General features: G+C 72.6%; 11 protein-coding genes and 2 pseudogenes. 8 read left to right on the top strand and 5 right to left on the bottom strand.

Annotated elements, in window-relative coordinates:
* Genes BJ964_RS48885 through BJ964_RS45415 form a run of 3 tightly spaced genes read left to right on the top strand, consistent with a single transcriptional unit; the run spans position 1 to position 2,150 of the window.
* On the top strand, positions 1-348 hold the full coding sequence (locus tag BJ964_RS48885) for a hotdog family protein (protein ID WP_229807160.1): 348 nt from the start codon (positions 1-3) through the stop codon (positions 346-348).
* On the top strand, positions 345-1,493 hold the full coding sequence (locus BJ964_RS45420) for a lipid-transfer protein (protein ID WP_188126448.1): 1,149 nt from the start codon (positions 345-347) through the stop codon (positions 1,491-1,493). Before BJ964_RS48885 ends, BJ964_RS45420 begins: the two co-directional genes overlap by 4 nt.
* Before the next feature lie 42 nt (positions 1,494-1,535).
* Positions 1,536-2,150: a hypothetical protein gene (locus BJ964_RS45415; RefSeq protein ID WP_188126447.1), complete on the top strand. Its 615-nt coding sequence runs from the start codon at positions 1,536-1,538 to the stop codon at positions 2,148-2,150.
* 16 nt (positions 2,151-2,166) lie between these two features.
* Here the strand turns inward: BJ964_RS45415 and BJ964_RS45410 are convergent, their stop codons facing one another.
* The 5 genes from BJ964_RS45410 to kstD form a co-directional block, all read right to left on the bottom strand.
* The gene (locus BJ964_RS45410) at positions 2,167-3,669 is read right to left on the bottom strand and encodes a flotillin family protein (protein ID WP_188126446.1); all 1,503 of its coding nucleotides are present in this window, start codon (positions 3,667-3,669) and stop codon (positions 2,167-2,169) included.
* Complete coding sequence (locus BJ964_RS45405; RefSeq protein ID WP_188126445.1) at positions 3,670-4,203, bottom strand: NfeD family protein; 534 nt, start codon at positions 4,201-4,203, stop codon at positions 3,670-3,672.
* Positions 4,204-4,291: 88 nt separating this feature from the next.
* Positions 4,292-5,266: a glutamate ABC transporter substrate-binding protein gene (locus BJ964_RS45400; RefSeq protein WP_188126444.1), complete on the bottom strand. Its 975-nt coding sequence runs from the start codon at positions 5,264-5,266 to the stop codon at positions 4,292-4,294.
* A gap of 23 nt (positions 5,267-5,289) precedes the next feature.
* Positions 5,290-6,621: a hypothetical protein gene (locus BJ964_RS45395; protein WP_188126443.1), complete on the bottom strand. Its 1,332-nt coding sequence runs from the start codon at positions 6,619-6,621 to the stop codon at positions 5,290-5,292.
* A 62-nt stretch (positions 6,622-6,683) separates the two neighbouring features.
* Positions 6,684-8,261, bottom strand: coding sequence for a 3-oxosteroid 1-dehydrogenase (kstD, locus tag BJ964_RS45390; protein ID WP_188126442.1), 1,578 nt, complete (start codon positions 8,259-8,261; stop codon positions 6,684-6,686).
* A 37-nt stretch (positions 8,262-8,298) separates the two neighbouring features.
* Here kstD and BJ964_RS49665 point away from each other — a divergent pair.
* The 5 genes and pseudogenes from BJ964_RS49665 to dmpG form a co-directional block, all read left to right on the top strand.
* Positions 8,299-8,853: pseudogene (locus tag BJ964_RS49665) on the top strand (FAD-dependent oxidoreductase); the annotation flags it as partial.
* A gap of 204 nt (positions 8,854-9,057) precedes the next feature.
* Positions 9,058-10,311: pseudogene (locus BJ964_RS49660) on the top strand (FAD-binding protein); the annotation flags it as partial.
* A 281-nt stretch (positions 10,312-10,592) separates the two neighbouring features.
* On the top strand, positions 10,593-11,519 hold the full coding sequence (locus BJ964_RS45370) for a 2-keto-4-pentenoate hydratase (protein ID WP_188126441.1): 927 nt from the start codon (positions 10,593-10,595) through the stop codon (positions 11,517-11,519).
* Positions 11,516-12,394: an acetaldehyde dehydrogenase (acetylating) gene (locus BJ964_RS45365; RefSeq protein ID WP_188126440.1), complete on the top strand. Its 879-nt coding sequence runs from the start codon at positions 11,516-11,518 to the stop codon at positions 12,392-12,394. Before BJ964_RS45370 ends, BJ964_RS45365 begins: the two co-directional genes overlap by 4 nt.
* Entirely contained in the window at positions 12,372-13,376 is a 1,005-nt protein-coding gene (gene dmpG, locus BJ964_RS45360) for a 4-hydroxy-2-oxovalerate aldolase (protein WP_203832561.1), read from the top strand. The genes BJ964_RS45365 and dmpG overlap by 23 nt, the downstream gene beginning before the upstream one ends.
* Positions 13,377-13,468 lie beyond the last annotated feature (92 nt).

Raw genomic sequence — 13,468 nt, 5'->3', positions numbered from 1 at the left:
ATGCTCGGCCCGTGGAAGCTGGAGGTCACCCCCACCCTGATCGTCAGCACGGCACTGGCCACCCGGGACTTCCAGAACGTGCACCACGACCGGGACGCCGCGGTCCGGCTCGGTAGCAGGGACATCTTCCTCAACATCCTCACCACGACCGGCCTGGTGCAGCGCTTCGTCACCGACGCGCTCGGCCCGGACACCCGGGTGCGGGGCATCCGGATCCGCCTCGGGACGCCGTGCCTCGCGTACGACACGCTCACCTTCACCGGGCAGGTCCTCCCGCACGGCATCGAGGTCGCCGGGCGTACCGCCGCGGGTGTGCACGTCAGCGGAACCGTCGAGGTGGCGTCATGATCAGCCGAACCGCCGCGATCGCCGGCATCGGGGCCACCGAGTTCAGCAAGGACTCCGGCCGCAGCGAGCTGCGCCTCGCCGTCGAGGCGATCCGGGCCGCCCTCGACGACGCCGGCCTGCGGCCCGCCGACGTCTCCGGCCTGGTCACCTTCACCATGGACAACAACAGCGAGATCGCCGTCGCCCGGGAACTCGGCATCGGCGAGCTGACCTTCCTGACCCGGATCGGGTACGGCGGAGGCGCCGCCTGCGCGATCGTGCAGCAGGCCGTCCTCGCGGTCACCGCCGGGCTCGCCGACGTCGTCGTCTGCTACCGCGCGCTCAACGAGCGGTCCGGCCGCCGGTTCGGCCAGGCCTACGCGTCCCCGGACACCGACGCCGGCTGGCACGTGCCGACCGGCCTCGCCACCCCGGCCGCGCAGGTCGCCATGGTGGCCCGCCGCTACCTGCACGACCACGGCGCGAGCACCGACGACTTCGGGCGGGTCACCGTCGCGGCCCGCCGGCACGCCGCCACCAACCCGCACGCCTGGTTCCACGGCCGCCCGATCACCCTGGACGACCACCGGGCCTCCCGCTGGATCGCCGAACCGTTACGGCTGCTCGACTGCTGCCAGGAGAGCGACGGGGCGGTGGCCGTGGTGGTGACCGGCGTGGACCGGGCCCGCGACCTGCCCCGGCCACCGGCGGTGATCGCGGCCGCCGCCCAGGGCAGCGGACCCGGGCAGTTCGTGATGACCAGCTACTACCGGCCGACCGTGGCGGGGCTGCCGGAGATCGCGGTGACCGGGCGGCAGATCTGGGAGCAGTCCGGATACCGGCCCGCCGACGTACGGACCGCCATGCTCTACGACCACTTCACCCCGTACGTCCTGATGCAGTTGGAGGAACTGGGTTTCTGCGCTCCCGGCGAGGCCCGGCACCTGATCGCCGGCGGCGGCATCGAACTGGACGGGCGGCTGCCGGTGAACCCGCACGGTGGCCAGTTGGGGGAGGCGTACATCCACGGCATGAACGGCATCACCGAGGCGGTCCGGCAGATCCGCGGCACCGCCGTCAACCAGGTCCCCGGCAGCGGACCGGTGCTCGTGACCGCCGGCACCGGCGTTCCGACCAGCGCCCTTCTGCTGGAGGCAACCCCCTAGGCTGTGGCGCGACAGATCACGTCACGTACGGGGGAGACTGAGTTGTCCAAGAGAGCCTCGGCCGTTTCACTGGTGGCGCTGGCCCTGCTCGCCGGCTGCACACCGGACGAGAAGGGCGCCACGGATGCGCCGATCGGTCCCGCGCCGAGCATCACGGCCAGCCCGGTCGCGCCGGAGAACCTGCCGGAGGCCGAGGACCCGGCCGGCACCCTGGCCGCCGTCGGTGACGGCGGTGACTGGGACAACTACGTCGCCGCGTGCGCCAACGCCGAGCAGGAGCCGATCGTCCAGCACGTGGCGGTCGGCGACGTGAACGCGGACGGCACCCCCGACGCGCTGGTCGCCCGCACCTGCGACGCCTCCACCTCCTACTTCCCGTCGACGGTCGAGGCCTTCGACGGCAAGTCGCCGGTGGAGGAGCCGACCCGGATCGGCAAGGCGATCCTCACCGACGTCGGCCCCACCGACCAGCCGTGGGTGATCGGCCTGTCGGTCAAGGGCGGCGCCGTGACCATCCAGGCCTACGGGACCGACGGCTCCGACAGCAACGCCTGCCCGAAGCTCAAGCTCACCTACCGCTACGAGCTCCAGGGCGGCGACTTCAAACAGACCGACCGGGCCGCCACCCGATCCACCTCGTGCTTGAAGATCGAGTGAGCGGCCCGGTGACGGATCAGTCCTGAGGCTTCGCCTCGACCGCCCGGTCGCCGTTGGCGTTCGGGCCCAGCCGCGACAGCAGCCCGGCCAGGTCGATGCCGGTCAGGTCGGTGCCCAGCTGCAGGCCCTGCGCCACGTTGCTGGCCACCGACTTGGTCAGCGACGAGGCGCCGTCGGTGGAGATGACGGTCAGCTTGTCGATACCCGCGATCGGGGCGCTGGCCGCCTCGACCACCTGCGGCAGCACCTTGACCAGCAGGTCCATCACCGCGGCGTCGCCGTACTGGGCGTACGCCTCGGCCTTGCGGGCCATCGCCTCGGCCTCCGCCTGACCCTTCGCCAGGATGGCCGCGGCCTCGGCCGCACCCTCCCGCTCGATCGCCTCGGCGATCGCGGAACGCCGACGCTGCTCCGCCTCACCCTCCTTGGCGCCCTCGATCGCGTTCGCCTCGGCCAGCGCCGCACGACGGGCCCGCTCACCCTCACCGACCAGGCGGGCCTGCTCGGCCTGCGCCTGCGCGGCCGCGATGGTGGCCTGCCGCTGCGCGTCCGCATGGAGCACCGCGGCGCTGCGGGACGCCTCGGCCTCCTGCTCCACCCGGTACCGCTCGGCATCCGCCGGCTTACGCACCTCGGTGTCCAGCTGACGCTGCTTGAGCTCGGCGTTCTGCTCGGCCACCTTCTGCTGCTCGGCCAGGATCTTCTGGTCCCGCTCGGCCTGCGCCAGCGGGCCGGCCGCCGCCGACTGCGCCTTCGCGGCGTCGATCTCGGCCTGGATGGCGGCCTGCTTCAGCGACAGATTCCGGTTCGCCTCGGCGATCGCCTCCTCGGCGAGCAGCCGCTCCTGCTCGGCCGCCTGCCGGGCCCGGGCCTCGGCGATGGCCGCGTCCTTGAGCACGCGCGCCGCCTCCGGACGACCCAGGTCCTGGAGGTACGACCCCTCGGCCAGGATGTCCTGCAACTGGAAGGTGTCGAGCACCAGACCCTGGTTGGTCATCGAGTGCTCGGCCTCCTCGGCGACCGCGCTGGCGAACGCCGCCCGGTCCCGGATGATCTCCTCGACGGTGAGCCGGCCCACGATCGACCGCAGCGCACCGGCCAGCACCTCACGGGTGAAGTCCTCGATCTCGGACTGCTGGTGCAGGAACCGCTGCGCGGCCGCGCGGATCGCGCCCTCGGTGCCGCCGACCTTGACGATCGCCACACCGTGCAGCTCGGCCCGGATGCCCTGCTTGGACACCGCGCCCTTGATGCTCACGTCGATGCGGCGGCTGGACAGGTCCAGCGACTGCAACTTCTGCACGATCGGCAGCACGAACACCGACGCGCCCATCACGACCTTCTGCCCCGACATGTCGGTGCTGCTGGTGCCGTCCAGGCCCTGGGTCGTCTTGCCCTTGCGGCCGGTGATGATGAACGCCTCGTTCGGCCCGGCCACCTTGATCCGGGAGAGCACGAAAACGACGAGCAGCACGACCAGCAGCACGGCGCCGCCGATCGCGTACAACAATCCAGACATCTATGCCTTCCCACTGTGAGGGGTTTCCTCGACAACGACACTCGTCTCGCTCGGCGCCTCGATCACGAAGATCTGGGCGCCCGCCGGAATCGCCCGCTCCGCGCGGGCGTAGAGCTTCACCGGCTGACCGCCGAGCCGGACCCGGACCTCGCCGTAACCCGTCCCGGCCGGCACCGGGGTGACCACCACCCCGAGCGAACCGACCAGATGGGCGCGCTGCGGGGTGGCGTCGGTGCGCATGTTCCGCGCGGCCCGTGACAGGCGCCACGCGAGCCAGGCGGCGGGCACGGCCGCGAGCGCGCCGACCAGCATCGACACGGCGACCACAGCCGGGGTACGGGCGCCGAGCAGCTCGGAGGCGGCGGCCCCGGCGAACCCGAACGCCCCCACGAAACCGGCCACCACCTCGAGTGACACCGGCCCGCCCGCATCCGGATGACCGAAGTGCAGCAACTCGCCGCCGAGCAGCGCCAGCGCCAGGACCGCCACGGCGACGCCGCCGATCACCAGAAACACCACGGTCGCCGTCAGCACCGGCCATCCTCCCAGTTCAGCCCGGTCATCGACCGGCTGCGCCAGGGTAGTCCAGCCGGTCCACCCGCGTCGTCGGCCGAACGACCTGTCAGCGGTAGACCGCCACCGGCGGATCGGCCGCGCCCAGCCGCTCGCGCAGCCACCCGTCATAGATACGGGTCCACGTACCGTCGGCCCGCATCTTCTCCAGCACCCCGTTGACGAACCGGACCATGTCCTCGTTCTCCTTCGGGATGCCGATGCCGGCCGGCTCGTCCGAGACCGGCGTCCCGATCACCTCGGTGGTGGGATCCTGCGCGGCCAGGCCGGCCAGCAGGATGTCGATGGTCGAGACGGCGTCCACCTGATGCTGCTGGAGCAGCACCAGGCAGTCCAGGGTGCTGTCGGTGCTCACCGGGACCGGCTGGGACGGCTGCTCCGCGATGGTCCGGATGCTGGTGCTGCCCCGGGTGGCGCACACCTTCTTCTTCGCCAGGTCGGCGAACTCCTTGATGCCGTCGCCCTTGCGCACCAGCAGCCGCTGCCGGGAGGCGATGTACTCGGTCGAGAACGACACCTTCTGCCAGCGCTCGCAGGTCATCGTCATGGTCCGGATCACCATGTCGACCTTGTGGTCCTCCAGCATCGGGATGCGGTCGGCCGTGGTGATGGCCCGGAACTGCACCCGGTTCGGATCGCCGAAGATCGCCCGGGCCATCTCCCGGGCCATGTCGATCTCGAAACCGACCAGCTCACCGGTCTCCGGATCGCGGAAGCCGAACAGGTACGCGTTCTGGTCGATGCCGACCACGAGGCGGCCCTTCGCGGCGATCGTCGCCATCGTGCTGCCGGCCGGCATGGCGCCCGCCTTCGGCAGCGTCCCCTGCGGGCGCAGGCTGGCCCGGGGGTCGCAGTCCGGAGCCGCCGCGGCCGGCGGCACCTCGGCCGGATCCTGCACGTTCACCGGGCGCGGTACCGCCGCGGTCGCGTCGGCGGCCACCGGGCGGACCGTCCCGTCGGCCCCGCCGCACCCGGCGGCGAGGGTGATCAGCAGCAGCGAGGCGACGACCTTCGCAGTTCTCACCGGTACTCCCCGATCCGTGGCCTTCACCGGTACTCCCCGATCCGTGGCCGGAAGCCCAATACGACCCCGGCCACCAGTCCTAGGGTCAGCAGCACCAGGCCGGCGGCCAGGCCGCGCAGCGCACCGGCCGCCGCGTCCGCCTGCCGGTCCACCCGCTCGTTCGCGATGTCGAGCGCGCCGATGATCGCCGCGTCCAGCCGGCCGAACACCGACGAGAGATCCTTGTCACCGGTGGCGGTGGCCAGCTCGACGGCCTTGTCCCAGTCGCCGCCGTCGTCCAGCTCACGAACCTGTCCGTGCAGCTCCTGCCAGCGGGCCGCCTCGTCCCGGGCCGACTGGATGAGCTCCCGGTCGCCCTCCGGGGCCTGCGCCAGAGCGCTCGCGAGCCACCCGTTCGTACCGGTCAGCTCCGCGATCTGCTTGCCGAACGTCTTCTCGAACTCGGCGCCACCACCCCGCGCGACAAGCGTCAGCGACTCGTTGGCCCGCGCCTGGAGGCTGGCCCGCCCGGCGTTGGCGAGCGTCGACACCAGGTCGGTGCCGTCCCGCTGCCCGGTCTCCAGCCGGTTCGCCGACACCGTCAGCGCGGCCGCCGACCAGAGCAGCGCCAGCGTCAGCACCAGGCTCGCGGCGACCAGCCCCGGGTTGAGCACGCGCCGGCTGCGGCGGGCCACCAGCACCTGCGCGGCCCCCAGCGCACCGGCCGTGACCAGCGCGAGCAGCGCCACCAGCCACGGGAAGCCGGACGCGTCCCGCTGCTCGCCCCCCACCCGCCGCTGCGTGCTGTCGAACACCTGGGCCGACGCCGGCAGCAGCGTCTGCTGCATCAGCGCCGACGCCTCCCGCAGGTACGCCCCACCGAGCGGCACCCCCAACCGCTGGTACGACCGGGCCGTCTCCACCAGCCCGGTGTAGACCGGCAGCTGATCGGCGACCACCCGCAGCCGGGCCGCGTCGGCGTCACCGGCGTCCCGCAGCGCCACGGTCAGCGCCGCGGTCGCCCTGGCCAGGTCGTCCAGATAGCGCTGCCGCAGCTTGGCCGGCTCGGCGCCACCGGCCAGGAAGGCGGTCGCGGCCGTCGCGTCGGCGTCCGCCAGCGCCCGGTACAGGGTCTGCGCGTCCACGCTCACCGGGCCGCTCGCCGAGGCCACGTCCTCGATCAGGGCGGACCGCTCCCGGACGGCGGCGACCGTCGCCGTGCCGGCCAGCAGCCCCAGCACCACCAGACCGGTCGCGACCAGCCAGTAGAGCCTCGGGGTGTTCATCCGCCCACGCACCCGGGCCGGCGTGCCCGCGCTCGGGGGTGGTGGTGTCTCGGTGGTTCTGACCTCGGCAGGCGCGAGTTGGGTCGGCACGCTCACCCCTTCGATCCACTTGGAACGGCGACACCGCCAAGGTACGTGCCGCCGTCCAGGATTCACCCGGTCAGGTCGAGGGCCGCCAGATAGCCGAACGTCATCGCCGGGCCGAGGGTGGCGCCCGCGCCGGCATACCCGCGGCCCATCACCGAGGCGGACGTGTTGCCGGCCGCGTACAGGCCCGGAACCGGGGTGCCGTCCGCGCGCAGGACCCGGGCCCGCTCGTCGGTGCGCAGCCCACCCTTCGTTCCCAGGTCGCCGGGGACCAGGGCGAACGCGTGGAACGGCGGTTTCAGCAGCGGGCCCAGGCACGGGTTCGGGCGCTGCCGCGGGTCGCCGTAGTAGCGGTCGTACGCCGAATCGCCCCGCCCGAAGTCGTCGTCCCGGCCACTCGCGGCGAAGCCGTTGAACCTTTCGACCGTACGGCGCAGCTCCTCCGGCGGCACCCCGATGCTCGCCGCCAGCCCTTCCACGGTGTCCGCCCGGTGCGCCACACCGGCGTCGAACCAACGGCGCGGCAGCGGGGTGCGCGGCGCCCGGCCGGCGAACAGGTACCGGTCCCGGTAGGTGCGGTCGGTGATCAGCCAGGACGGCAGGTGCGGTGTCCCGGTGCGGCGGCCCAGCATGACGTGCACGACGTCGACGTACGGGGCGGACTCGTTCACGAACCGCCGACCGGAGCCGTCCACCATGAGGCTGCCCGGCAGGTTCCGCTCGGCCAGACAGAAGTAGGGGCCACCGGTGAGCGGCAGCGACGGCCCCCACCACGCCTCGTCCATCAGATCGAGGGCGGCGCCCAGCTCCTCGCCCATCACGATGCCGTCGCCGGTGTTGCCGGGCGCGCCGACCGTCCACTCCGTACCCAGGTCCTGATGCTCACGGCGCATCCGCTCGTTGCGCTCGAAGCCGCCGCTGGCCAGGATCACCCCCCGGCGGGCGTTCACGGTCCGCGTGCCGGACCGGACGCCCGCGACCCGGCCGCCCTCCCGGCACAGGCCCGACATCGGGGTGTCCAGGAGCACCGGCACCCCGGCCCGGCGCAGCCCCGCCCGCAGCCCGGCGGCCAGCGCCTGGCCCATGGTGAGCCGGTGGCCCCGGAACCGGCTCGCCGCCAGCCGCACCGCGGTCAGCGCCGACCGCGGATGGCGCATCCCCAGCGACAGCCAGCGGTAGTCGACCGCGGTCACCGCCATCCCGTTCGGCGCGGCCCGGTACGGCGGGGCGAGCGTCTCCAGATCAGCGCCGATCCGGCGTACGTCCAGCGGCCGCGGCTCGACGGTCCGCCCCTCGGCCAGCCCGCCGGGCGCCTCCGGGTGGTAGTCCGGATAGCCCGGCACCCGGGTGAACTCCAGTGGCGTGTGCTTCTCGACGAACGCCAGGACCTCCGGGCCGTACGCCAGCAGCGCGTCCCGCCGGGCCGGTGCTACCTCGTCGCCTGCAACGTGTTTCAGATAGGTGGACGCTTCCGGGCCGGGCAGCCACAGTCCGCCGCCGGAGCGGGCGGTGGAGCCGCCGTACACCTTCTCCCGCTCGATCACCACTGCGCTGAGCCCGTGGTGGGCCGCGGTGAGGGCGGCGGTCATCCCGGCCGCGCCGCTACCGACCACGACGACGTCGTACTCCTCCTCGGTCTTCACTAGAACAGGTTATAGTTATCCGGCTGGATCCGGGGAGGTGCATGTGGACGAATCGGCCACGGTCGTGGTGGTGGGCTTCGGCGCGGCCGGGGCATGCGCCGCCATCGAGGCCGCCGAGGCGGGCGCCGACGTGCTGGTCATCGACCGGTTCACCGGCGGCGGCGCCACCGCGATCTCCGGCGGCGTCGTCTACGCCGGCGGCGGGACCCGCCAGCAGCAAGCCGCCGGCGTCACCGACACCCCGTCGGCGATGTACGCCTACCTGCGCCACGAAGCCGGCGACGCGGTGTCACCGGCCACCCTGCGCCGGTTCTGCGACGAGTCCGCCGACATGCTCGCCTGGCTGGAGGACCACGGGGTGCCGTTCGACGCGCGGCTGTGCCCGTACAAGACGTCCTACCCGACGAACCGTCACTACCTGTACCAGTCCGGCAGCGAACACGCCCACCCCGACCCGGCGCCGCGCGGCCACCGCGTCCACGCCCCCGGCACATCGGGCGGCACCCTCCACGCCCACCTGGCCGCGGCGGCCCGCGCCCTGGGCGTCCGCTTCCTCCCCCAGACCCAGGCGGTCTCCCTGATCCTCACGCCCCCACCCGAGTCCTCCACGGCCGAACCGTCCTCGGCGGCCTCACCGGGCCCGCAGGCCGCGCCCTCGACGGCCTCACCCTTACCCGGTCCGCAGACCGCGACTTCGACAGCCTCACCCTCGTCGGGCTCGCAGGCCGCGACCTCGGCGGCCGCACCCTCGCCGGGCCCGCAGACCGCGACGTCGACGGCCGGGGCCGAGCATGCGGAAAGGCGGGTCGTCGGCGTGGAGTGCCGGACCCTGCGGGACGCGCCCGCCTGGGCACGGTTCGCGCACCGGCGACTGCACCGCTGGTCGGTGAAACCCGGGCTCTACCTGCCCGGATTCGGCCGCGCGATGCACCGGCTGGCCGCCCGGATCGAGAACCGCCACGGCCGCACGCTGCGCATCCACGCGGGCGCGGTGGTGTTGACCGCGGGCGGCTTCGTCTTCGACCGGGAGATGATGCAGGAGCACGCCCCCGGCTACCGCGGGCTTCGCCTGGGAACGCCCGGTGACGACGGTTCCGGCATCCGGCTCGGGACGGAGGCCGGGGCGGGAGTCGGGCATCTCGGCCGGGTCACCCTATGGCGTTTCCTGACACCGCCTTCGGCGCTGCTCGGCGGCGTGCTGGTCGACCGGGACGGTCACCGTTTCTGCGACGAGTCCCGGTACGGAGCAGCGCTCGGCGACGCCATCCTGCACCGCCCCGGCGGCCGGGCCTGGCTGCTCATCGACGCGACCGTGCTCGCCGAGGCACGCCGCCAGTTGCGTTCGCAGACCCTGTGGTTCCAGCGCCTCCCCGCGTGGTGGCTGCTGACCGTCAAGCGTCTCCACGCCCCTACCCTGGCTCAACTGGCCCACGGAGCCGGCATGGACCCGTCCGCCCTGGCCGCGACCGTCGCCACCAACAACGCCGCCGCCGCGCCCGGCCCCGGAGCCGGGCCATCGGGCCCCGCCGCGCCTGGTCCTGGTGGCGGGTTATCGGGTTCGGCTGTGCCTGGTCCTGGTGGCGGGTTATCGGGTTCGGCTGTGCCTGGTCCTGGTGGCGGGTTATCGGGTTCGGCTGTGCCTGGTCCTGGTGGCGGGCCATCGGGCCCCGCCGCGCCCGGCGACATGGCCGGGTTGATCGCTCCTCATGGCACGGCGGCGGGCGGCACGTGCGACAGCGAGGCCACCGTGCGCGATGCGGTCGGATTCGATGACTTCGGGAAGCCGTTGGCGCTGGTGCGGCCGCTGGTCCGGCCACCGTTCTCGCTGCTGGACATGTCGCTCCGGGCGTCCCCCGCTCCGATGCTGACGCTCGGTGGTCTCACCGTCGACGAGGAGACCGGCCGGGTGCTGCGCCCGGGCTCGACCGAGATCCCGGGACTCTACGCGGCCGGGCGCACCGCGGTCGGCATCTGCTCCGGCTCCTACGTCAGCGGCCTGTCGTTGGCGGACTGTGTCTTCTCCGGCCGCCGGGCCGGTCGCGACGCCGCCGCGTCTCTCCTCTCTCTCCGGCGATCTTGGGCGCCTGGCTCCCGCGAGCGGTGGTCAACCACCCAAGATCGGCAAGGGATTTCGGAGTCCGCGCCGGAAGCGGATTGGCAGGGGATTTCGGAGTCCGTGCCGGAACCGGATCGGCTGGGGATTCCGGAGTCCGCGCCGGAGTCCGCGCCGGAGTCCGCGCCGGAATCGGAGACGGCCGTCCGGCACACCGCCGCCGAAGCGAGTGATCCCCACCCGGCCGGCGGTGCGGGGCAGTGGGGGAGGACAGGGGGATGAGCGTGCTTGCCGTCACTGAGTTGCGGGGGATCGCGGACCGGCTGCGGGACGCCGAGCGGGACCGGGCGCCGGTTCCGCCGCTCACGGTGGAACGGCCGTGGTTGAGTGCGGCGGACGCCTACGAGATCCAGTTGCACAACATCCGGCGCCGGGCGGCCGCGGTCGTGGGGCACAAGGTGGGGCTCTCGTCCAAGGCGATGCAGGAGATGATGGGCGTCGACGAACCCGACTACGGGCATCTGCTCGCGGACATGCGGTTGTCCGAGGACGTACCGGCCGACGCGGGGCGGTACTGCTACCCGCGGGTCGAGATCGAGGTGGCGTTCCTGCTCGGGGACGATCTGCCGGGCGAGGACTGCACCGAGGCGGACGTGCTCGCGGCGACCGAGGCGTTCGCCCCGTCGATCGAGCTGATCGACAGCCGGATCGTGGACTGGCGGATCAGGCTCGCGGACACGATCGCCGACAACGCGTCGTCGGCGGGATTCGTGGTGGGCGCGTCGCGCGTACCCCCGAATGATCTTGATCCTCGCGGCATCGCCGCGGTGTTGCGCCGGGGAGCGGACGTGGTGGCAGCGGGCCGGTCCGACGCCGTGCTCGGCAATCCGGTGACCGCGGTCGCCTGGCTGGCGCGGACGGTGGCGAGATTCGGGGTACGGCTGCGGGCCGGCCATCTGATCCTGCCGGGAGCGTGTGCGCGGGCCGTCGATGCGCGGCCGGGCGACGAGTTCCGGGCCGAGTTCAGCGGGCTCGGGGAGGTGCGGTTGACATTCGCCGGCAGCGGTGGGCATACCGGGCGGGGAACCGAAAGCAGCGCGACTGGCCGGGACGGCGCGACCGGCCGGGACGGCGCGAGCGGCCAGGACGGCGCGAGCGGCAAGAGCGCGACGGGTGAGAGCAGCGACAAGGAGGGCTTGCCGTGACGGTTACCGCGGCGATCGTGGGGTCGGGGAACATCGGCACCGATCTGCTGTACAAGCTGCTCCGGTCACCGGTGATCGAGCCACGATGGATGGCCGGGATCGACCCGGAGAGCCCGGGGCTGCGGCTGGCCGCGTCGCACGGACTGGTCACCGGGGCTGGCGGCGCGGACTGGCTGCTGAGTCAGGAGCCACGGCCGGACCTGGTGTTCGAGGCCACGTCGGCGGCCGTGCACCGGGCCGGCGCGCCACGCTACGCGGAGGCGGGAATCCGGGCGATCGACCTGACTCCGGCCGCCGTGGGACCGGCCGTGGTGCCGGAGGTCAACCTCGGGGAGCACCGGGACGCGGTCAACGTCAACCTGATCACCTGTGGCGGGCAGGCGACGATCCCGATCGTGCACGCCGTGTCGCGGGTGACGCCGGTCAGCTACGCGGAGATCGTGGCCAGTGTGGCGTCCCGCTCGGCCGGGCCGGGCACCAGGGCGAACATCGACGAGTTCACCCGGACGACGAGCCGTGGGCTGGAGACCATCGGGGGAGCGGCGCGCGGTAAGGCGATCATCGTGCTCAATCCGGCCGAGCCGCCGTTGATCATGCGGGACACCGTCTTCTGCGCGGTGTCCCCGGACGCGGATCAGGCGGCCGTCACCAAGTCCATCGTCGACCGTGTCTCCGAGATCTCGGCATACGTGCCGGGGTATCGGCTGCTCGACGAGCCCCAGTACGACCCGGCGGGCGATCAGCTCCGGGTCGGGATCTTCATCGAGATCGAGGGCGCAGGCGACTATCTACCGAAATATGCGGGAAACTTGGACATCATGACGGCGGCGGCGACCAGGGTGGGTGAGGAACTTGCTGGATCTCCGGATCACTGACTCGTCGTTGCGGGACGGGTCACATGCGAAACGGCATCAGTTCACCGTGGACGAGGTCACCGCGATCGTCCGCGCCCTGGACGACGCCGGAGTACCGGTGATCGAGGTGACTCACGGTGACGGGCTCGGCGGATCGACGTTCACCTACGGGTTCAGCCGCACCCCGGAACAGGAGCTGATCACGGCCGCGGTCGAGACGGCCACCCGCGCGAAGATCGCCTTCCTGATGCTGCCCGGCGTCGGCGTCCTCGACGACATCCGCGCGGCGGCGGGAAACGGCGCGAGCGTCTGCCGGATCGCCACCCACTGCACCGAGGCCGACATCGCGGTCCAGCATTTCGGCATCGCCCGCGACCTGGGGCTGGAGACCGTCGGCTTCCTGATGATGGCCCACTCGCGGCCGCCGGAGGCGCTCGCGAAACAGGCCAGGATCATGGCGGACGCCGGATGTCAGTGCGTCTACGTGGTCGACTCGGCCGGCGCGCTGGTCATGGACCAGGTCGGTGACCGGGTGGCGGCGCTGGTCGCCGAACTGGGCACCGGCGCGCAGGTGGGTTTCCACGGCCACGAGAACCTGGGGCTCGGCGTGGCCAACTCGATCCTCGCCTACCGGGCCGGCGCGAAGCAGATCGACGGCAGTACCCGCCGGTTCGGGGCGGGCGCCGGAAACACGCCGGTGGAGGCGTTCGTGGGGGTCTGCGACAAGCTGGGCATCCGAACCGGTGTGGACTTCTTCAAGATCGTCGATGCGGCCGAGGACGTGGTCCGCCCGGCCATGCCCGGCGAGTGCAAACTCGACCGGATGGCCCTGATCATGGGGTACGCCGGGGTCTACTCCAGTTTCCTGACGCACGCCTACGCGCTGGCCGAGCGCTACGGCGTCTCCGGCGCCGAGATCCTGGTCCGGGCCGGCGAGCGCCGCCTGGTCGGCGGCCAGGAGGACCAGCTGATCACGATCGCCCGCGAACTGGCCGCCCGCTGAGCGATCTCCCAGGCTGGTTCTCAGGGCTGTCTCGATGCGGTCGAGGCAGCCCCAGGGCCAGCCGGACCACCCGCTCAAGCCCGGCGGGCGCG

Origin of the sequence: Actinoplanes lobatus (assembly GCF_014205215.1) — a bacterium.
GTDB classification, from domain to species: Bacteria; Actinomycetota; Actinomycetes; order Mycobacteriales; family Micromonosporaceae; genus Actinoplanes; species Actinoplanes lobatus.
Note: the sequence above shows the minus strand (reverse complement) of the source record. Positions and strands in the feature narration are given on the sequence as shown.